Source organism: Mycobacterium gallinarum (genome assembly GCF_010726765.1).
In the GTDB taxonomy this organism is placed as follows: domain Bacteria; phylum Actinomycetota; class Actinomycetes; order Mycobacteriales; family Mycobacteriaceae; genus Mycobacterium; species Mycobacterium gallinarum.
Genome location: NZ_AP022601.1, coordinates 5,342,169 through 5,362,205, shown reverse-complemented (window position 1 = coordinate 5,362,205; position 20,037 = coordinate 5,342,169). Strand labels below are relative to the sequence as shown.

The 20,037-nt window shown below is 65.8% G+C and carries 21 protein-coding genes and 1 pseudogene; 8 read left to right on the top strand and 14 right to left on the bottom strand.

Going from position 1 to position 20,037, the window contains the following annotated elements; all coding sequences use genetic code 11:
• Nucleotides 1–3: 3 nt before the first annotated feature.
• Nucleotides 4–333 carry a hypothetical protein gene (locus tag G6N42_RS26485; RefSeq protein ID WP_163735034.1) on the bottom strand — a complete coding sequence of 110 codons (330 nt, stop codon included), beginning with the start codon at nucleotides 331–333 and terminating at the stop codon, nucleotides 4–6.
• A gap of 301 nt (nucleotides 334–634) precedes the next feature.
• Between G6N42_RS26485 and G6N42_RS26480 the strand changes: the two genes are divergently transcribed.
• On the top strand, nucleotides 635–4,021 hold the full coding sequence (locus G6N42_RS26480; RefSeq protein ID WP_163735031.1) for an ATP-binding protein: 3,387 nt from the start codon (nucleotides 635–637) through the stop codon (nucleotides 4,019–4,021).
• Nucleotides 4,022–4,056: 35 nt separating this feature from the next.
• On the opposite strand, the gene G6N42_RS26475 is transcribed toward G6N42_RS26480, so the two are convergent.
• The 3 genes from G6N42_RS26475 to G6N42_RS26465 form a co-directional block, all read right to left on the bottom strand.
• Nucleotides 4,057–4,449, bottom strand: coding sequence for a type II toxin-antitoxin system VapC family toxin (locus tag G6N42_RS26475; RefSeq protein WP_232076349.1), 393 nt, complete (start codon nucleotides 4,447–4,449; stop codon nucleotides 4,057–4,059).
• A complete protein-coding gene (locus G6N42_RS26470; protein WP_163735025.1) occupies nucleotides 4,434–4,682 on the bottom strand; it encodes a type II toxin-antitoxin system Phd/YefM family antitoxin in 249 nt (82 codons plus the stop codon). The genes G6N42_RS26475 and G6N42_RS26470 overlap by 16 nt, the downstream gene beginning before the upstream one ends.
• A gap of 71 nt (nucleotides 4,683–4,753) precedes the next feature.
• A complete protein-coding gene (locus tag G6N42_RS26465; protein WP_174262174.1) occupies nucleotides 4,754–5,416 on the bottom strand; it encodes a DsbA family protein in 663 nt (220 codons plus the stop codon).
• A gap of 13 nt (nucleotides 5,417–5,429) precedes the next feature.
• Between G6N42_RS26465 and G6N42_RS31750 the strand changes: the two are divergent.
• The 6 genes and pseudogenes from G6N42_RS31750 to G6N42_RS26440 all read left to right on the top strand — a co-directional run.
• Nucleotides 5,430–5,550 (top strand): annotated as a pseudogene (locus tag G6N42_RS31750) (ERCC4 domain-containing protein); the annotation flags it as partial.
• A gap of 223 nt (nucleotides 5,551–5,773) precedes the next feature.
• A complete protein-coding gene (locus tag G6N42_RS26460; protein ID WP_197905558.1) occupies nucleotides 5,774–6,049 on the top strand; it encodes a hypothetical protein in 276 nt (91 codons plus the stop codon).
• Between the two features lie 113 nt (nucleotides 6,050–6,162).
• Complete coding sequence (locus G6N42_RS26455) at nucleotides 6,163–6,357, top strand: hypothetical protein (protein WP_163735023.1); 195 nt, start codon at nucleotides 6,163–6,165, stop codon at nucleotides 6,355–6,357.
• A gap of 7 nt (nucleotides 6,358–6,364) precedes the next feature.
• A complete protein-coding gene (locus G6N42_RS26450; RefSeq protein WP_163738329.1) occupies nucleotides 6,365–7,582 on the top strand; it encodes a cupin domain-containing protein in 1,218 nt (405 codons plus the stop codon).
• Between the two features lie 2 nt (nucleotides 7,583–7,584).
• Nucleotides 7,585–8,469: a ferredoxin family protein gene (locus G6N42_RS26445; protein WP_163735020.1), complete on the top strand. Its 885-nt coding sequence runs from the start codon at nucleotides 7,585–7,587 to the stop codon at nucleotides 8,467–8,469.
• Between the two features lie 13 nt (nucleotides 8,470–8,482).
• Entirely contained in the window at nucleotides 8,483–9,007 is a 525-nt protein-coding gene (locus tag G6N42_RS26440) for a hemerythrin domain-containing protein (protein ID WP_163735016.1), read from the top strand.
• 4 nt (nucleotides 9,008–9,011) lie between these two features.
• Here the strand turns inward: G6N42_RS26440 and G6N42_RS26435 are convergent, their stop codons facing one another.
• The 6 genes from G6N42_RS26435 to G6N42_RS26410 all read right to left on the bottom strand — a co-directional run bounded on the left by G6N42_RS26435 (nucleotide 9,012) and on the right by G6N42_RS26410 (nucleotide 14,367).
• Nucleotides 9,012–9,227: a hypothetical protein gene (locus tag G6N42_RS26435; protein ID WP_163735014.1), complete on the bottom strand. Its 216-nt coding sequence runs from the start codon at nucleotides 9,225–9,227 to the stop codon at nucleotides 9,012–9,014.
• A gap of 45 nt (nucleotides 9,228–9,272) precedes the next feature.
• The gene (locus G6N42_RS30995; RefSeq protein ID WP_174262173.1) at nucleotides 9,273–9,890 is read right to left on the bottom strand and encodes a VldE C-terminal domain-containing protein; all 618 of its coding nucleotides are present in this window, start codon (nucleotides 9,888–9,890) and stop codon (nucleotides 9,273–9,275) included.
• A gap of 299 nt (nucleotides 9,891–10,189) precedes the next feature.
• Nucleotides 10,190–10,519, bottom strand: coding sequence for a hypothetical protein (locus tag G6N42_RS26425; protein ID WP_163735011.1), 330 nt, complete (start codon nucleotides 10,517–10,519; stop codon nucleotides 10,190–10,192).
• Nucleotides 10,512–11,333, bottom strand: a complete 822-nt coding sequence (locus G6N42_RS26420) for a slipin family protein (RefSeq protein ID WP_163735008.1) — start codon at nucleotides 11,331–11,333, stop codon at nucleotides 10,512–10,514. Before G6N42_RS26420 ends, G6N42_RS26425 begins: the two co-directional genes overlap by 8 nt.
• The gene (locus G6N42_RS26415; RefSeq protein ID WP_163735005.1) at nucleotides 11,333–11,965 is read right to left on the bottom strand and encodes a hypothetical protein; all 633 of its coding nucleotides are present in this window, start codon (nucleotides 11,963–11,965) and stop codon (nucleotides 11,333–11,335) included. The genes G6N42_RS26420 and G6N42_RS26415 overlap by 1 nt, the downstream gene beginning before the upstream one ends.
• Nucleotides 11,962–14,367: a nitric-oxide reductase large subunit gene (locus G6N42_RS26410; protein ID WP_163735002.1), complete on the bottom strand. Its 2,406-nt coding sequence runs from the start codon at nucleotides 14,365–14,367 to the stop codon at nucleotides 11,962–11,964. Before G6N42_RS26410 ends, G6N42_RS26415 begins: the two co-directional genes overlap by 4 nt.
• A gap of 139 nt (nucleotides 14,368–14,506) precedes the next feature.
• Between G6N42_RS26410 and G6N42_RS26405 the strand changes: the two genes are divergently transcribed.
• Nucleotides 14,507–15,784: an alpha/beta hydrolase gene (locus G6N42_RS26405; protein WP_163734999.1), complete on the top strand. Its 1,278-nt coding sequence runs from the start codon at nucleotides 14,507–14,509 to the stop codon at nucleotides 15,782–15,784.
• On the opposite strand, the gene G6N42_RS26400 is transcribed toward G6N42_RS26405, so the two are convergent.
• The 4 genes from G6N42_RS26400 to G6N42_RS26385 form a co-directional block, all read right to left on the bottom strand.
• Complete coding sequence (locus G6N42_RS26400) at nucleotides 15,781–16,332, bottom strand: YceI family protein (protein WP_163734995.1); 552 nt, start codon at nucleotides 16,330–16,332, stop codon at nucleotides 15,781–15,783. The two genes, G6N42_RS26405 and G6N42_RS26400, sit on opposite strands and share 4 nt — an antisense overlap.
• A gap of 28 nt (nucleotides 16,333–16,360) precedes the next feature.
• Nucleotides 16,361–18,898, bottom strand: a complete 2,538-nt coding sequence (ponA2, locus tag G6N42_RS26395) for a transglycosylase/D,D-transpeptidase PonA2 (protein WP_163734992.1) — start codon at nucleotides 18,896–18,898, stop codon at nucleotides 16,361–16,363.
• A 150-nt stretch (nucleotides 18,899–19,048) separates the two neighbouring features.
• The gene (locus tag G6N42_RS26390) at nucleotides 19,049–19,495 is read right to left on the bottom strand and encodes an RDD family protein (protein WP_163734989.1); all 447 of its coding nucleotides are present in this window, start codon (nucleotides 19,493–19,495) and stop codon (nucleotides 19,049–19,051) included.
• Complete coding sequence (locus G6N42_RS26385; protein ID WP_232076346.1) at nucleotides 19,492–20,013, bottom strand: hypothetical protein; 522 nt, start codon at nucleotides 20,011–20,013, stop codon at nucleotides 19,492–19,494. The genes G6N42_RS26390 and G6N42_RS26385 overlap by 4 nt, the downstream gene beginning before the upstream one ends.
• Nucleotides 20,014–20,037: the final 24 nt, after the last annotated feature.

Genomic DNA, 20,037 nt, shown 5'->3' with positions numbered 1-20,037 from the left:
GCGCTACAGCCCGAGGTCGACGTCACTTACGGGCTGCTCGGCGCGATGGATAGCGGCCGCCCCGTCGTCGTCCGCCCGCATGTACGCCGCGGCACCGGTACGCAGCACGTCCGAGTGGTCGACCATGCGGCCGAATATCGCCGACGTGTCCGCTTGCCACTTCCCCACGGCGTCGGTCAGCGCCGCCGCCGACCCCATCGGCAAACCGGGCTGCGCCGCGTCCATCCGACTGTCCGCCTCGAAGTGGCGGGCGTGCACGTTGTCGGCGTGCACGTCGACCGTGGCAGCCGACATATGCAGGTCCTCGGGAGTCACCCTGACTTCGTCAGGCACCGCCCCTCCTCTCGTGCTGAGCAAATGGCAATCAGATCCAGGATACGGTTCGTCGCCCGCACCGAAGTACGCCAATTAACCCCTCGCTGGGCTGTGGTTCGCCAAACCCAGCAGCCACATGAATCTCGTTTGCCACAAGGACACCGAGCCGGCGCAAGACCTTGTGCGAGCGAGGATTCGGCCGACCTCGGCAAACGGATCCGCGCCCAATTTCCCCGCCGACACGACCCCTTCCCGCGCCGGAGTTGTCGTCCCGGTCGCCTATGTTGGGCGTCCGGACCCACGACCCCAGAGGACGACGTTGACGACTGAGCAGTTCCACCTGTCCCGGCTGCAGGTCATCAACTGGGGCGTGTTCGACGGCTACCACTCCATCCCGTTCAGCCGCGGCGGCGCGCTGATCGCCGGCGCGTCCGGCAGCGGCAAGTCCTCCCTACTCGACGCGATATCGCTGGGCTTCCTGCCGTTCAACCGCCGCAACTTCAACGCCTCCGGCGACAACACCGCCGCCGGATCCAGCGCCGGCCGCCGCACCGTCGACAAATACGTCCGCGGCGCTTGGGGCCAGCGCAGCGACGGCGGCTCCAGCCGCGTCATGTACCTCCGTGGCGACGGCACCGCCTGGTCGGCCGTCGCCGTCACCTACGCCAGCGACTCCGGGCGCACCGTCACCGGCCTGGTCCTCAAATGGCTGACGGGCGAATCGCGCAACGACTCGTCCAGCCGCTTCGTCCTCGGCGACGGCGACCTCGACATCGAGGACGTCTGCAACCGCTGGGCCGCGGGCCACTTCGACGCGAAAGTCTTCACGGCGGACTGGCGCTTCTCCACCAAGGTCGAATCGCAGTACCTCGCACAGCTCTACGCCACCATCGGCATCCGCGCCTCCGACGCCGCCCAGCAGCTGCTCGGCAAGGCCAAGTCGCTGAAAAGCGTTGGCGGACTGGAGCAGTTCGTCCGCGAGTTCATGCTCGACGAACCCGACAGCCTGGCCCGGCTGCCCGAAGCGCTCAAGCAGATCGACCCTCTCGTGGAGGCCCGCGAATTGCTGGCCGTCGCGCAGAAGAAGCGCAAGATCCTCGGCGACATCGAGAACATCCACCACCGCTACACCTCTGAGTCCTCCGACCTCGGCATCATCGACCTCGTCGACGCCCCGATGGTGCGGGCGTTCACCGACCACGTCCGCCTCGCCCAGTGCCCCGAGCAGATCGCCACGCTCGACAGCACCATCGACCAGCTCGAGAACGAGTACGAGGACGTCACCCGCAGCCTGAATCTGGCCAAGGCGGAAGCGGATTCGCTCAACGCTCAGATCAGCGGGTCCAGCGCCAACCTCGCGCCGCTACAGTCCCAGGTGACCGCCGCCGAGGCGGAAGCCGAGCAGATCGAGCGCCGCCGCGCCGCTTACGACGACATGCTCACCGCTCAGGACATCGAGCACCCGGACACTGCCGACGAGTTCTGGAACCTGCGCGAGGACCTGCTCTCCCAAGCCACCGAACTGCTCGCCAAAGTCGAACGCAACCGTGAGGCGTCCACCGACGCCGAATACGCCCAGAAGTCCGCCCGCATCGCCCGCGACGACGCCGCCAAGGAACTCAAACGCGTCGAGCATGTCGGTTCCGCGCTGCCGGAGTTCGCCATCGCGATGCGCGACCACATCTGCGCGGCCATCAAGGCCGACTCCACCGAGCTGCCGTACATCGCCGAACTGCTCGACCTCAAGCCGGACCAGACCCGCTGGCGCACCGCCGTCGAAAAGGTCCTGAGGAGTGCCGGGCTGCGGCTGCTGGTTCCCGATCAGCACTGGGAGAAGGTGCTGCGGTTCGTCAACGACACCGATATGCGTGGCCGCCTGCAGCTGCACCACGTCCGGGCGAAGTTCCTGGGCGCCGAATCCGTCGATCCTGATCCGAACACGTTGGCGGGCAAGCTGTTTGCCGTCAACCCCTCGCATCCGTGCGCGGCCGAAGCCCTCGACGTCATCGCCAACGCCGGTGACCACATCTGCGTAGACACCCCCGACGTGTTTGCCCGCTTCCGCCGCGCGGTCACCGACACCGGGCTCTACAAGGACTCCGACCGACTCGCCGTCAAGGACGACCGCAGTCCGATCAGGCAGTCCGAGTACCTGTACCAGGGTGACGTCACCGCCAAGATCAACGCGCTGACACTGGAACTCGCCACCGCCGAGGACGCGTACCAGAAAGCCCGCCGCGTCGCCGACGACATCGCCGCCCAGCGCCAGCAGTGGCGCGACCGCGCGACGGCATGCAAGGCGATCTGCGAGCAGTACCCCCAGTGGAGTCAGATCGACACCGAGACTGCCGACGGGCACGCCGAGCGGCTGCGCGAACAGTACGAGCTGCTGCTCGCCGAGAATCCCGACCTCGACGCGCTCAACGCCCGCGCGGACGAATGTTGGTCGCAGATCCAAAAATTCATGACGCGCCGCGGAGCGATCCAGACCCGCCGCGACGGACTCGACGAACGCCGCACCCGGCTGATGGAGCTGGCCGAGCGGCTGTCGCCGACGTTCGTGTCCGAGCCGTTGACCGAGCTGCTGCACCGCTACGCCGCGCAGCTGCCGGTGAGCCTCGAGTTGCTCGACCCGGAACCGCACCGCGACGCGCTGTTCGCGTCGATCAAGAAGGATCGCGAGCAGCTGCGCGAGAGCCGACGCCGCTCCTACGACGAGCTGGCCCGCATCCTCAACACGTTCGACACGTCGTTCCCCGACGCGATCCCGAACGACAGCGAGGACTTCGACGAGCGGGTGCACGACTACGTCGCGCTGTGCAAGCACATCGACGAGCGTGAACTGCCCGAGGCCTACGAGCGGATGATGCGTCTGGTCACCGAGCAGGCGCCGGATGCGATCCTCACGCTGCATCGCGTCGCCGAGCAGGAGACGCGGCGCATCGCCGAGCAGATCGAGCGTGTCAACACCGGACTGGGTGCGGTGGAGTTCAACCGCGGCACCCGGCTCACGCTGCGCGCCACCCCGCGGCAGCTGCCAGCGGTCGCCGAGCTGACCGAGATCGTGCGTTCCATCTCGCGGCGCATCGCCGAGGTGGGGCTGGGCGACAAGCAGGCGATCCTGGACCAGTACGCCGACATTCTGCGGCTGCGCAACCGGCTGGCATCCACCGCGCCGGAGGACAAGGCGTGGACCCGCGACGCGCTGGATGTGCGCAACCGGTTCACGTTCGACTGCGCGGAGTGGGCGGGCGACGAGTTGATCCGCACGCACAGCAACGCGGGCGACAACTCTGGCGGCGAGCAGGAGAAGCTGATGGCGTTCTGTCTCGCCGGCGCGCTGAGCTTCAACCTGGCCAGCCCCGCGCAGGACTCATATTCGGCTGCCGCCGAGGGGCACGACAACACACCGGTGTTCGCGCAGCTGATGCTCGACGAGGCGTTCTCCAAGTCCGATCCGCAGTTCGCGCAGCAAGCGCTGTCGGCGTTTCGCAAGTTCGGCTTCCAGCTGGTGATCGTGGCGACGGTGCAGAACGCCACGACGATCCAGCCCTACATCGACAGCGTGGTGATGGTGTCCAAGACCGAGGCCACCGGTCGCAATGTCCGCCCCGTCGCGACCGTCGCCACGCGGACAATTTCGGAGTTCACGTCGCTGCGAAAAGAGATGCGGGCGAGCGCGGCGAAGGTGCCTGCTGGCGTCTGAAGTTGGACGTGGTCTTTCGCACGCCGAATCGCCGGTCAGACCTCGACAACCTCGACGAGGTTGTCGAGGCCGACGAAGTCTGCGACGTTGCGGGTGTAGAGCCGCGCCGAAAGGGCGTGTGCAGTAGCCGCGATCAATAAGTCCATGGATCGAGCTCGGGGCCGACGTCCAGCCTCGACAACCGCCGCAGCCAGATGTCCGTAGCTCGAAGCCACGGCGTCGTCCACCGGAACGGCATCGAACGTCCGTTGAAGCAGCAGCAGCCGACGAAGTCGTTCCGCGCGGACATTACGGCCCTTCGCGACGAGCACGCCGAAATGTAGTTCAGCCAACGTGATAGCACTGACGGCTAGCTCGCCTTCAAGCGGAAGAACATCGGAAGCGATGACGACGCTGGTGTCGAGAATCGCTCTCACGCGTTCGCCCACGGATCCCGAATGTCGTCGGCCAGTTCCTCGCGGTCGGCGGCCCAGGCCGGGTCTTCGGGTCCGGTGAATAGCTCCGCCACGTCGTCCCATCGGCGCCAGGTGCGGGGCGCGGCGGGTACGAGCCGGGCGCCAGGCCTGCCGGCGACGGTGATGACGATCTCCTCACCCTCCTCCACCCGACGCACGAGTTCGGACGCATTCTGGCGCAATTCGCGCAGACCAACAGCCTCCATAGTCGGATGGTAGCACATGTGCTACCGCTTGCTGCTCGCCCGCTGAGCAAGGTTGCAACATGGCGCAGGTGTCAGCCCGGTAGTTGGTGGAGCCAGTCCGAGTTGCCATCAACAGGTCCACCATTGATCACGATGGTCGGAACGCCGGGCTCGGGGAACTGGCGCAGGAGTGCGAGGTTGTTGGCAGTGATGGCGTGGGCGTCAAAACCGATCGGCAGCCCGAGCCTGATCAGGTCTTGAGCCGGCGGTGGTGCGCCGACGCGGTTGGCCAGGCCGGCGAGTTGATTGTTGTCGAGATCCGTGGGCCCTCCCTCCTGCGGCTGTTGCTCGGCCGAAAAGATCTGCTGGACGTAGCGCCACGTGATCTCGCTCGATCGCGATTGGTCAGCCACCACGAAGGTCGCATAGGTCGCGCGAATGTCGTAAGTCTTGCTGGCCGAGTACTTGTCGAGGAAGTCCACGAATCGAAGGTTGACGCGAAGCCTGCCGTCCTCGAGGCGTTGACCGATTTCCTCGCCCTGCTCTTGGACCATCTTCCCGCTGAAGGGGCACATCGGATCCACGTACAGATCGACCACCCCGAGTGCATGCGGGTCGCCGAGGGCGATGACATCTCCCGCCGGCGCCGCCACGGCCGCCTGCGCAACTCCTGCCGTCGGTCCGCACATCAGCAGTGCCACGCCCAGCACCGCCCCGAGGGCACGCATCGCCAGCTTCATCCGTCTTCTGTCCATGGGTTCCATCATGAGCCGCTCTCAACTTGTCTTCACCACCGCACTGGGCCGGCGCACCGTCTTCTGGCAAGGTCCGCGCACCCCGCAAACAGGCGCGCCCGAACGTGCGTACGAGCCAGAACCGTGCCTGCGGGGCAACGCCGTCTCCGCCGAGTCCGGTCGACTATCGAGTTGCCAGGCTCAGAGCGACGCTGTCGCTGATGATGGGGCGAGCCGTAGTACTTGAGCGACACAGTCGCTGTGAGCTTGGCAACTCGGATAGTGGCTCCAGTCCGCGTCGCCTGGTCCAGCGTCCAACGGTCCTTGCTGCGACCCCCGCTGGTTTTCCACGGGTCCGTCCTGGGCATCCCGGCAGGCATGAACAAGTTGACCCGGCTTCGGCACGCAGAACAGCGGATCGTCAAGGTCCAGCGGCGCGTCTGGCTCGCCCAGGTCTTGGCGTGGCCGACGGTGATCGCGGCCGGGGCGACGTCGGCGGGCGTACTGGTGTGGTTTCTCCGACGACGCTCGACAGGCAATCGCCACGAGATGCCCGACCTGCCGGGCGCCCATGAGGACGGCACCGTGCACGTCGAACCTGATGGTCATCTCACTCACACTTCTGACACGAGCGACGCGCGGGACACCGTCTAGGCTCACGCCACCCGCCCGATATCGACGCCGAAAATCGGCGCCGTTACCGCGTTTGGGCAGCGCGTGGCGGGTGAACACCCGATGTGCGTGATCAGCCAAAGAAAGGAAACATCATGGCACTCGACGATGACGACATGACGACAGCAGGCGGCGGCGGCGGAGAAGGTACCGCCGACGGCGGCTCCAACCCCGAAGGCCACGACGGCGGCGCCGACGGAACCGCGGACGAGGACAAGAGCGGCGAGGGAACGGCCGACGGCGGCTCGAACCCCGAGGGTCACGACGGCGGTGCCGACGGAACCGCCTGAGGTCAGCATGCTGAGCCGGTGCGTGGCAACTGATACCGATGTTTTCGCCACCGAATACTGGGGCCGCAAACCCCTGCTCAGTCGCAGCACCGCGCTACCCCGCGACTTCAGCGATCTCCTCTCACCCACCGCGGTTGACGAGCTGATCGCTGAGCGCGGGGTCCGCGCACCCTTCATCCGGATGGCCAAGACCGGCGACGTGCTGGCTCGTAGCTGCTACACCGGACCGGCCGGCTTCGGCGCCGAGATGCCCGACCAGGTCGACTCGGCCAAGGTGCTCGCCGAATTCGCCGCCGGTTCGACCATCGTCCTTCAGGGGTTGCACCGACTGTGGCCCCCGCTGATCGATTTCGTGCGCGGCCTCACCGACGACCTGGGTCATCCCGTGCAGGCCAACGCCTACATCACCCCGCCGAACGCACAGGGATTCGAGCCCCACTACGACGTCCATGACGTGTTCGTCCTCCAAGCCTCCGGCCAGAAGCGCTGGACCGTGCACGAACCCGTGCACCAGCACCCCCTGGACTCGCAACCGTGGACCGACCACCGCGACGCCGTCACCGCCCGCAGCCGCGAAACCCCGACCATCGACACCGTCCTGAATCCGGGTGACGCGCTCTACCTCCCTCGCGGTTGGGTGCACTCCGCCCGCTCCGAGGACACCACGTCCATCCACCTGACGATCGGCGTATCGGCGTTGACCTACTTCGACGTCGCCCGCGCGGTCGTCGACACGCTCGCCACCGACGAAGAGTTCCGAAAATCTCTACCCATGGGCATCGACGCCACCGATCGCAGCGAAATGGCCTCGACGACAAGCAAAGTGATGGCACAGCTCGCCGACGCCGTACGGGACCGGGCCGCCGACCTCAGCGACAAGACAGCCGCGAAGTTGTCGGATCGTCACGCGCAACGGACCCGGCCCGTCGCCGTACGGCCCCTGGCCACCCTGGACGCCATGGCCACCGCCGGCGCCAAGCGAGTCCACTGGCGCCACGGACTGATCGGCACGCTCGAGCACCTAGGCGATCAGGTGCGCCTACGACTGCCGGACCGGACCATCACATTTCCCGACTCGTGCGCCACGGCGCTCGAGGCGATGCAACACGGACTTGTCGCGGACGCGCAAACACTTCCGGGCCTTGACCACGCCGACTCGACGGTGCTCATTCGCCGACTGTTGCGCGAGGCCGTCGTGGTCGCGGTCGAGGACGGTACAACCTAAGGATGAGCCCAAAGCGCACGCCGTGCAGCGACCAATCGCTGGCGCGCAACGACCCCATCTACGGCACGGCCGGTGCCGGACGGGCCTGGGCGATGCTCGAACTGTCCGGCGGCTGGGGCCAATCGGCCTTCCTCGACTCCCCCTCCCTCATCGACCGCGAACTGGGGCGCAGCATCTGCCGCCGCATCGAAACCGAGGGCCTGCGGGTCACCGCGATACGCCGGCCGGGACGCCGAGACGCGACGCCGCGCTGGCGATGGTTCATCGCGCAATGCGACGAGGGCAGCGAGGCGCTCTACGGCGGAGAGGTCGACGACGCTCGCGGGTACCTGGACATCGCTCTGGACGGCTCCGACGGTGAACGGGTCGACGGTCCACTTGTCGCGGTCTGCGCGCACGGCAAACACGACCAGTGTTGCGCCGTGCGCGGACGCAGCGCGGCGTCGGCCATCGCGGCCGAATACCCCGAATTCACCTGGGAATGTTCACACTTGGGCGGCGACCGGTTCGCCGCCACCATGCTGATCCTGCCCGAGGGCCTGTGCTACGGGCGTGTCGACTCGACCGACTCCGCCGCTCTGGTGTCCAAATATCTCGACGGTCGGCTGGACCACAGATATCTGCGCGGACGCACATCCCTGCCCCACCCGGTGCAAGCCGCACAGTATTTCGCGCGCGAATCCCTGGGCGAGGACCGCATCGACGCTCTGTCACCGTTGAACGTCGAACACGCCGAGCACCAAATCCGCGTCGAGCTCCGCACGGACTCGGGCTCCGTGAATGTCGTTCTCGCGGAGAAGATGTCGGAGCCGCTGCTGTCCATGTGTCGCGCCTCGGTTCCGGGCTCGGTGCGCACGTTCGAACTAGTGTCAATGTCGACGCACTGAGGAGGCTGTTTGCATGGCAGACATCATCGATCTGATCTACGCCGACCACGACTGGTTTCGTCGTCAATTCTTCCTGTTGGACGACGCGAAGTCCGACGCCGAGCTCGCCGCGATCTGGGACGCCCTCGGCGCCCGCCTCGACGTCCACGCCGAAGTCGAGGAGGCCGTGTTCTACCCGGCGCTGCTCAAGCACGGCGGCAGCGAGGACCGCGGCAATCCCGAAGGCGACCCGGAAGACGAAACCGAGGACGCCATCACCGACCACAACTCGATCCGCGACGCGATTCGTCGCTCACGCCAACACAAGACGGGCACCAAGGAGTGGTTCGACGCCGTTTTCGAGGCCCGCAAGGAGAACGGCGAACACCTCGACGAGGAAGAGCGCGAGGCGATGCCGGACTTCATCAAGAGTGCCTCCCTTGAGCTCCGGCACGAATTGGCGATGCAGTGGCTGCGGCTCTATGCCGATCGCGAGACGACGATCAACGTCGACAACCGCGACAAGGACGCCGACGACTACATCGCCAAGCACTCCTGAACGATCAGCCGTCGCCGTCCATCGCGTTGCGCAGGAACGGCAGTATCCAGCCGGAAATCGGCCACACCGCCGCCAGCGCGAACGCGCACACCGCGCCGACCACCCCGGCGATCGCGCGGTGCTTGCGGCGACTCTCGTCGGCGAACGCACCGCTGCGCAGCAGCAGGAACGTGGTGGTGAGCCACCCCGCCAGATAGAGGGCACCGAGCGCATATTTCATATGTCTCCGTTGTACCCCTCCGCTGGGCAGGCGTCAGACCGCGTATCAGCGGAGGTAGGTCTGGCCATCCCGGGGATATCCGCCGCCATCCGTGGCGATGTGAACATGGTCGAAATGGTTGGCTGTGTCTGAGCCGGCGTCCGACATCGCTCTTTTCGAGCCGTTGGGCTGGTAGATGGTCTGCCTCCAGATGACGTGATTCACGCCGAAGCGCTCCGCGTTCTTCAGGACGTACGCGAGCACACTGTCCCCGAGCGCTGTCCCGGCAGCCGAGCGAGCGTTCGGGATCATCACGTCGATCGCCAATCCGTGCGGATGCCATTTCAAGGGATCCGACCGGACTCCGCCGATGTCGAGAATCTCGGGAAATTCTGCGCTGACCGAGCGTGCCGCCAAAATGGTTTTGACCTGGAGTCCGGTCTCCCGCGCAACGCTGGGGGGCAATGTGGGCGACACGGCCAAGCGGGCCGGTTCGGGACCGATCGGGCCCACCGCTACCAGCGCCGGTGTCGAAGCCGCGACCGCTGTGCAGCACGAGGCATCGTCACTGAGCTGCGGATAACTGTCTGCCCCGACACCCAACAATGCCGCGGCAGAGACGACGCCCGCAGCCACGGACGTCAGCGACCGTTGCCGCGTTTTGGCTAATGCGTGTCTTCCCATCGGGCGTGCACCCTACCCGACACGCCCGAGCGCGTTCAGCAACCACCTAGATGGCTTGTCGTTCCGATAACCGAGATGGGCCGCGACGCCCTCCTAGCCGTAAAATCACAGCTCACAAAGGCCAGACCAGTGAATTTCTCAGTACGCCCGACCACGTGGCGCAGGCCGTAAATAGTGGCCTGGGTTAAAGATCAGCTAATGGTGTGACATTCGTCAAATTCGTGCCTGAGCCACGAATCGGCAACATGCTCGACGCAGCGGAGCGATCGGGCGGGGCGGCGCACCGCGTGACCGACGGATCAGAACTCGGCCTCATCCTCTCGATGGAAGTGCCGCCACAACAGGGCCCCGCCGGACAACGCGATCAGCAGTCCGATCCCGCCGATCACGATGCCGACGAACAGCGAGATGAACATCGGATCGACCGATTCGCCTATCGTGCCGGCACCGAAGACGCCGCCGACGAGGAAACCCAGCATCGGTGCCAGTACGGCGACCGCCATCCCCAGCAGCGCCCGCCACATTCCAGGCGGCGTGGGTTCGAGAACGACGGGGCGGCCGACCTCGGGAGCGTCGACGTCGTCACCGCCCGGCGCGGTGATGCCAGGATCAGGTGCTGCGCTAGTCATCGGATCTCACCCTCCTGATGTGGGGGACGGCGTCACCACCGCCTGCGTCGTTCGTCGAATTGCCGCCCTCGAGGAACGGGCGGACGATATCCATCGGAATCGGGAAAACGACAGTCGAGTTCTGGTCGGCGCCGAGTTCCAGCAGGGTCTGCAGATAGCGCAGCTGCAGCGACGCCGGACTCTCACTGAGTGTTATTGCGGCATCGCGTAACTCCGCGGATGCCTGCAATTCGCCGTGCGCGCTGATCACCTTGGCGCGACGCTCGCGCTCGGCCTCGGCCTCGCGGGCCATCGCCCGCTGCATCATCTCGGGAATCTCGACGTCCTTGATCTCGACGACCTCGACCTTGACCCCCCAGGGTTCGGTCTGGCTCGCGATGGACGCGGCCAGGTCCTCGTTGAGATCGGCGCGGTGGGCCAGCAGCGTGTCGAGGTCGGCACGTCCGACCACCGACCGCAGCGTGGTCTGGGCGATCTGAGAGGTGGCGACCGCGAAGTTCTCCACCGCCATCACGGATTTCGTCGGATCGGTAACCCGGAAAAGGACGACGGCATTGACGCGCGCCGTGACGTTGTCGCGCGTGATGACCTCTTGGGGCGGGATGGTCAACGTCACCGTGCGCAGATCGACGCGCACGAGCTTGTCGACGCCGGGCAGAACGACGACGATTCCCGGTCCCAGCGGTCCACGTAACCGGCCGAGGCGGAAGCCCACACCGCGTTCGTACTCCTTGACGACGCGCAGTGACGCGATCACCACGGCGACGAGCAGCGCGACCAGGACAACGACGGCGACAGTCAACGGACCACTCATCAGCGTGTCTCCCGTCGGTCGGATGCATAGGAGGTACGACGACGGATTTCCGCCTCGGCCAACCGCTTTCGCTCCTCGATGTTCTCGTCGAGTGACTGGAACAGCACGCCCGGCGGCACGGCCGGGGTGCGGCGCAGGTGCGACCACAGCGGCAGCGAAAGAACGCCCACCGCGACGGCGCACCCCAGCAGCATCAGTGTCTCCGGCACGGTGGCGGCCACCAGCGCCATGGCCAGCGGCCAGATGACGGCGATACCGCTGACGGCGCAGGCGATCCCGCGGTGAAAGCGTGCCGCCTCCGACGCCGGCCAGCTGTCGATCGCGCGGCTCACCTCGCGGCCGTCGTTGGAGGTGGTGCAGGAGTGCTTGACCGGGCAGGCGTTGCACACCGTCGGGCTGCCCCGGTAGCGCATGACCCGGTTGTCGGGGTCAAATGACTTGGGCCACAACCACTGATCCTGCGGGCACAGCCACGCATCGTGGTCCTCGTGGTAGACGAACGGGCCGGACCGTTGTTGTTCCACCTTGGCGGCGGCGCGGCGGGCGAACATGTCGATGCCGTAGGCGATCACGACGAGCAGGGCGGCGTACCCGATCGACAGCCAGGTTTCGATCGCGATGCCCGCGGTCACGAACTACCCCCGACGGTTTCGTGATCGTCAGGCAACCGGCGATCCGACGCATAACGCGACGACCCGCCGCCCGTCGCCGCCAGGCCGGTGCGGTCTTCCTCCGCCTGCGCGTGTTCCTCGACGAAGAGTGTCTCCGCGGGCATCGTGTGCGTGGTCGCCTTGATGCCGTATCGCACACCGAGCCAGGCGATCCAGACGAACGGCAGCACGCCGCCGAGGATGAACAGGAAGTCACCGGGCATCCGCAACCATTCGAGTACGACGTTGCCCGACTGGGTGATGTATCCCAGGGTGCGCGCCTCGTAGTAGCCGTCGTTGACGGAGTGCCACAACTGCAGGACGCCCAGCGGGAGCAGGGTGGCGAAGACCATCCACGCCAGGCCGATGTTGAGCGACCAGAACGACAGCTTGGCCAGTTTGTCCGGCCATCGTTTCGACGGGATGATGTAGCGCAGCGCGAACAGCGCCAGGCCGACGGCGAGCATCCCGTAGACGCCCATCATCGCGCCGTGGGCGTGGTTGGCGGTCAGTGCCGTGCCGATCTGGTAGTAGGACACGATGGGCAGGTTGATCAGGAAGCCGAAGATGCCCGCACCGACGAAGTTCCAGAAGCCCACGGCGACAAGGAACATGACCGCCCAGCGGTGCGGGAACGGTGCGCTGCTGCGCGACTGCTGTCGCGAGCCCAGTTGCAGGAATGTCCACGCCTCGACGGTGAGGAAGGTCAGCGGGATGACTTCCATCGCGGAGAAGAACGCGCCCAGAGCCATGTGTTCCACTGGCGTGCCGGAGAAGTACAGATGGTGCATCGTGCCGATAACGCCACCCACCGAGTACAAGATGACGTCGAGGAAGATCAGCTGGATGGCGATCCGGCGGCGCACCACGCCGAGCATCACGAAGATGTAGGCGACCATCACCGTCGTGAACAATTCGAGGAAGTCCTCGACCCACAGGTGCACCACCCAGAAGCGCCAGAATTCGGCGACGGTCAGGTGGGTCTGGGTACCCGCGAGCATCCCGACGGCGTAGAACGCGGGGATGGCCAGGCCGGCATAGAAGAACAGCCACGGCATGTTGAGCTTGCTCTCGGTCTTCAGGCGCGCGCGGATCGCCCGGAAGATGATCGCCATCCACAAGAACAGCCCGATGACCAGCAGGATCTGCCAGAACCTCGGTAGGTCGAGGTATTCCCACTGCTGGTCGAAGAAGATGGAGCCTTTGGCCCAGTCCACGCCGAAGGTACTCAAGGCCGTTCCCACCAGAGTGCCGGCCACGACGACGAACAGCGCACCGAGCAGCCCGTACGTCAGCCACGACTGTCGCCGTGGTTCGCGGCCGGAGATGATGGGCGCGAGGAAGATGCCTGCGGCGAGGAAAGATGCCGCCGTCCACAGCAGCGACAGTTGAACGTGCCAGGTCCGCGCCAGGTTGAACGGCAGGATCTGGGCCAGGTCGAAGCCGAAGAAATTGCTCAGCTCGGCGCGGTAGTGCTCGATGGCGCCGCCGAGTACAGCCTGCCCAAGGAAGAGCACCGCGACGACGAAGAAGAACCAGGCGGTGGCTTTCTGCGACGGGGTGATCTCCACTTCGCCCGGTTGGCGGAAGGCCAGCGAGGGGGTTTCCGTTGCGTGCCAACCGATTTTGCGGCTCCACCGCCCATAGAGGGCGAACAGTGCGCCGAGCCCGGCCAGCAGGGCGATCAGCGACATCGCCGACCAGACCAGGATGTCGGCCGTCGGGGTGTTGTTGACGCGTTGTTCGGGTGGCCAGTTGTTTGTGTAGGAGTAGGCGTGACCCTCACGCTCGGCTGCGGCGGCCCAGGCCGTCCAGCTGAAAAACGCGGTGAGATCGTGGATTTCCTGAGGGTCGGTGATGAGCTGGGGGATCAGCCCGTATTCGGTCGAGTCGGTGCCGAAGACATCGGCGTAGTGAGCACGGACCTTGTCAAAGGCGGCCACTTGCTCGGCGGTGAACTGCAGCGTGCCGGTGTCCTTGTCGTAGCGGTTGGTCCGCATCATCTTGACGAGGTCGGCCGTCGGGTCCGGCGATCCAGAGTCGCGCAGCTGCTGGCCGACGTCGTCGGCGGACAAGCGCAGGTACTCCGCGGTGTAGTCCGGACCGAGGTAGCCGCCGTGGCCCATGATCGAGCCGTACTGCTGCAGGCCGCGGCGCAGGAAGATCTGCTGTCCAGCGGTGACCTGTTGCTCGGTGAACAGGGTCTGGCCGTCCGGGCCGACCACCCGCTGCGGCAGCGGCATCGAGTCGGTGTAGGTCCTGGCGGCCAATATGCCCATGATCATGAAGCCGAAGACCATGACCAGGGCGACGCCCTGAACCCATCCTTTCGATATCGCAAGCTCGGCTTTAGTCGGAACTGGCAGGAAGGACTGCTCTGTCATTGCCACACCCCCGTGCGAAATGAGTCACGTCCGCAGCATCTCTGGCCACCGTAACGAAACCCGCGCCGAGGTGGCGGTGTTTCGCAACATCGCAACCCGTCACGTCCGGACTGCAACCACCGCCTCGTATCGTGACCGAATGCAGAAGACCCGAGCCGCTCACATCGCCCGGCAGGTCGGTGCGTTGGCTGTCGCGGCACTGACCGCCGCTTCGACACTGAACGGATATCGCCCGGTGGCGCGAAAGGGATACCCCTCGATCTTTTCGTGGGCGTTCGGTCTCGTGGTGACCGAGTTCCCGTTGCAGACACTCGCGAGCCAGCTCGCCGGACTGCTGCTCACCGCGCGCCGCCTCACGCGTCCGGTGCGCAGGACGGCGTGGATCGTGGCCGGCCTGTCCGCGTTGGGTCTGCTGAACTTCAACCGCGCCGGCCACCAGGCCTCCGCCCCACTGACCGCCGCCTTGGACAACGGCCTGGGGCCACATCGACGCACCAACTCCGATGGTTTGTGGCGTCGGCCGGCAGGCGACGGCACCGCCAAGACGCCCGGCGCTCTGCGGATGCTGCGGATCTATCGCGACTACGCCCACGACGGCGACATCAGCTACGGCGAATACGGCGGCGCCAATCATCTCGATGTCTGGCGACGACCCGACCTCGACCGAAACAGCAAGGCGCCGGTGCTGTTCCAGATCCCCGGCGGGGCGTGGACCACCGGCAACAAACGCGGACAGGCGCATCCGTTGATGAGCCACCTTGCCGAGCTCGGCTGGGTTTGCGTGGCGATCAACTACCGGCACAGCCCACGCAACACGTGGCCCGACCACATCGTCGACGTCAAGCGCGCTCTGGCATGGGTGAAGGCACACATCGGCGAGTACGGCGGCGACCCCGATTTCGTCGCCATCACCGGCGGCTCGGCCGGTGGCCATCTGTCCTCGCTGGCCGCGTTGACGCCCAACGACCCGCGGTTCCAGCCTGGGTTCGAAGACGCCGACACCCGTGTCCAGGCCGCGGTCCCGTTCTACGGCGTGTACGACTTCACCCGCTTCGAAGACGCGATGCATCCGTCGATGCCCGAATTGCTCGAGCAGATGGTCGTCAAACAACGGCTTTCGACGAACCGGCAGCCCTATGTCGACGCATCGCCGGTGACCCATGTCTCCGCAGACGCTCCGCCGTTCTTCGTCTTGCACGGCCGCAACGACTCGCTTGTTCCCGTCGAGCAGGGGCGAGGCTTCGTCGAAAGGCTGCGAGAAGTCAGCACACAGCCGGTCGTGTATGCCGAACTGCCGTTCACCCAGCATGCTTTCGATATTTTCGGCTCGGCCCGCGCCGCGCACGCAGCTGTAGCCGTCGAGCAATTCCTCGCCGAGATCTATGCGCGTCGTGCGCTCGACAACGTCGCGGTCTAGCCCTCTTTCGACCGTGTGGCGGTGAACGACACCGACACGGTGTCAACGACTTTCATTGAACCCATCAGCATCGAGTAGGGCTTGATGTCGAAGTCCGATTGCACAATGTCGGCTTCACACGACAGTCGCCATTTGTCGCCGAGATCATCGACGCGCAGGTTGACCGCGTACTCGTTGCTCACGCCGTGGATCTCCAGCGTGCCGGTCATCAGATAGCCGTCGTCCGACTTGTCGATGTCACCTGCGTGAAAACGGATCTGCGGGAACCGTTTGGCATCAAGCGAATTCAACGCGTTTGACCGCGCCAGCGCTTTCTCCGGCGCGGACAGCCCCTTCACACCGCCCTCGCCCTTTCGCACTTGAAGCGAATTGACGTCGACGATCACTTCCGCCTCGACGGGCTCGCCGCCGCTCCACCGCACCGTGGCCTGCCATTCGGTCATCGCGATCGTCAACCGGTGGCCCATCTTGGCCGCCCTGCCCGTCACGCCGGTCTTCACGAGCAGCTCACCTTCGGAGGCGTCCACACTCCACTCGTTGGCGGTCATCGGACCGAATGTACCGGCCGGCGCGCAGCTAGGGCGGCGGAGGCGGGGGCGGTGGTCCCGGCGGCGGTGGCGGTGCTGGCGGTGGCGGGGCCGGCGGCGGCGGGGGCGGTGGTCCCGGCGGCGCTGGCGCGCCTGGCGGTGGTGGTGGTGGTCCCAAGATGATCGGCGGCAACCCCGGAATCTCGATGACCATCGGGTTCACCGGCGGCGGTGGTGGAGGCACGCCGGGCGGAGGCGGGGGCGGCTCGACCGGCCGCGGCGGCGGTGCCGGCGCTACCCCGTTGCTGATGTTGATGGTGATGATCGACCCCGGAATCGTCTGACCGCTTGGCGTCGTCCCGACGACCGTTCCGTATCGTGACGAACTGTTCACCGAGGACGGCTGATCCGCCACCTGAAAGCCCGCCTCTCGCAACCGCTGACGCGCCGCATCCACCGTGAGGCCGGTGACGCTGGGCACCTTGCCACCCGGCGCGCCGTCGACATAGCGCGGATCCGTCGGCGGAAGGCGCACCTCGCCGAAGTCGGTGGCGATCGGCTTCATCGCCGTGAACCACGTGCGGGCAGGTTCGTTGCCACCAAACAGGTCCCCATTACCGCACTCGCGCAGCGGAAATGAACAGATGCCCGACGGTGTACTGGAATCGGCGAAGATGTAGTTCGCCGCCGCGTACTGATTGGTGAAGCCGAGAAATCCCGCCGACCGGTGCGACTCCGTCGTCCCCGTCTTGCCCGACAGCGGCAGCGACCACCCCGTCGACGCGGCTGCGGCCGCAGCGGTGCCCGGGCTCTGATCGTCCTTGCTGAGCGCGTTGGCGAACGTGTTCGCGAGCCCCTCGGGCACTGCCTGGTCGCACGGCTGACTGTCGACCGTCACCTCATTGCCGTAACGGTCGAAGATCTTGTCGACCGGGTTCGGCGGGCACCACACACCGCCAGACGCCAGCGTCGCCGCCACATTCGCCAACTCGAGCGCGTTCAGCTGAAACGGTCCTAACGTGAACGACCCGATGTTCTGCCTCTTGATGAAGTCGGCCAAGCTTTCGTTGCTATCGGGGTCGTATGCCCGCGCCGTGCCGGGCAGCGCGTACGACCGCAGCCCCAGCCGCACCGCCATGTCGACGGCGCGCGGAACACCCACCTGCTGAATCAATCTCGCGAAGGCGGTGTTCGGCGACGTCGCCAGCGCGTCGGTGACATTCATCGAGCCGCGATAGTTGCCAGCGTTTTTCACACACCACGTCTCCTTGGGACAGCCCGGTGTATCGCTGCTGCCGAGTCCCCTGGCCTGGACCGAGCCGGGCACCTGCAACTGATTGTTGATGCCCATGCCCATTTCGAGCGCCGCCGCGGTGGTGAACACCTTGAAGATCGAGCCCGCGCCGTCGCCCACGAGCGAGAACGGCTGCTGCTGCACCGTTTCGTGGGCGTCGCCGTTGAGTCCATAAGTGCGACTGCTGGCCATCGCCACGACGCGATGGGCATCCTTGCCGGGCTTGATGACGCTCATCACGCTGGCCACCCCGTCGAGCGTCGGGCTGGCGAACTCGTCGATCGCCGACTTGACCGAATCCTGCACCTTCGGGTCAAGGGTCGTGCGGATGACGTAGCCGCCTCGTGCCACCTGCTCCTTGCTGATGCCTGCCTTGGCCAGGTAGTCGAGCACATAGTCACAGAAGAAGCCGCGGTCCCCGGCGGCAACGCATCCGCCCGGCAGCTGGCGCGGCCGGGCCAACACACCCAAGGGTGCGACCTTGGCGGCACGCAGTTCGTCGGCCTGCGCAGGCAGATTCTCGATCATGGTGTCCAACACCACGCTTCGCCGTTCCATCGCGGCCTGGGGATTGTTGTACGGGTCGAAGATGCTCGTGGACTTCACCAGTCCCGCCAGCAGCGCGGCCTGCTGCCAGTTCAGGTCCGACGCATTGACGCCGAAGTACGTCTGCGCCGCATCCTGCACGCCGAATGCGCCGTTGCCGAAATACACCAGATTCAGGTACCGGGTGAGAATCTCTTCCTTGGACAGCGTCTTGTCGAGGGCGAGCGCCAAGCGCATCTCACGCAGCTTGCGCGCGGGCGTCAACTCGACGGCGGCCCGCCGCTCGGCGTCGGTCTGAGCCGTCACCAGCAACCGGAAATTCTTCACGTACTGCTGTTCGATGGTCGAGCCCCCGCGGGTGTTGATGTTTCCGGCGAGGTAGCCGGAAACACCGGTCAGCGTGCCTTGCCAGTCCACGCCGTTGTGCTCGGTGAAACGCTTGTCTTCGACCGAGACGATCGCCAGCTTCATCGTGTTGGCGATCCGATTGGAAGGCACTTCGAACCGGCGCTGTGAGTACACGCGCGCGATCGGCTTCCCCGCCGCATCCACCATCGTCGTGACCAGTGGGACGTCGCCCTGCAGCAGCTGCGCCGAGCCGCTTGTGACGACGTCGGCAGCCCGGTTCGAAACCAGCCCCATAGTGCCGACCAGTGGAAACAGCAGTGCGGCCACCAGTGCACCGGCAGACAGACAACACAAGATCAACTTCGCGACGGCATCCCACACCGATCGGTGCTCCCCCATGCACTCAGATTAGTGAGCCGGCAACCCCACGGCGCTCGAATCGAAAGACGAATCGTCACCGGATCTCTACCGACGAACGCCGCTGACGCTGACGCATTCGCCGAATACCTCACGGCAGCGGCATAACAGGGGGGTTGTTGCGGCACCCGGTCAACGCGCTCCCCTCAGGTAGATCACCCGCGTCCGGAAGACGATGTCCTGCAACGATCTTCGCTGACGGTCGAGTACGACCCACAGCAGTCCGACCGGGAAGAGCACGCAGCAGATCGATCGCAGCAATCCAACGAGAAGACGCACGCGCTGTGACCGTCGCCCGACGACCCGCAGGCCCATCGTTGCCGCGCCCGCGGTCGATCCCGAGACCGTCCAGCATCCCGTCAGGTACAACACGGCGATGACAAATGTCACCACCGTCGAGAACACGGCGTTCAGTGACGGCAGGCTGAACGCGGTCGGCGAATACACGAGCCTCACCAGCACCAGGCCTCCGTAGAGCGCGCCCATGATCAGCAGCACCACGAACAGGTCAATGACCGCAGCCAACCCCCGGGTGATGATCCCGGCCGCCCGCTCAACGTCAGGTTCCGGCGTAATCACCGGGTGTCCCGGTCACGCCCCAGCATGCGATTGACGATTCCCGCCACGGCGTCGTCGGCGCGCTCGCCCTGCGTGCGCACGTCCATCATCACCTCGGCGGTCATGGAATTCGTCGATTCGCGGATGATCGCCGGTAGGTCTACACCTTCAATCACCCTGTCCGCCAGAGCGATCAGGTCAACCCGGTTGATCACCGCGTCGATGTCGAGATCGGCTGCGAGCGCATCGATATCCACTCTTTCGCGTACGAGCGCGTTCAAATCAATCTCGTCGAGGACCAGGTCGACCAAACCGACCGCGACACCGGCCACCACAGCCTTGAATTGGTCGGCGCTCTGCGTCACCCATCTGTCGCCCAGCTCGGACAGGCCGACGACGCCGCGCCGCATCAGCGGCCCGAGCACCGGCACCTTCTCCGCGACGCGATAGGCGGCCTCCGCGGCTCCGACCGCCATCACCCCCGTACCGACAGCGGCGGATACCACCGGGTGTTTCAGCAGGTCGACACCGGTGCCCATCACCGCATGGTAGTTCGGAAACGT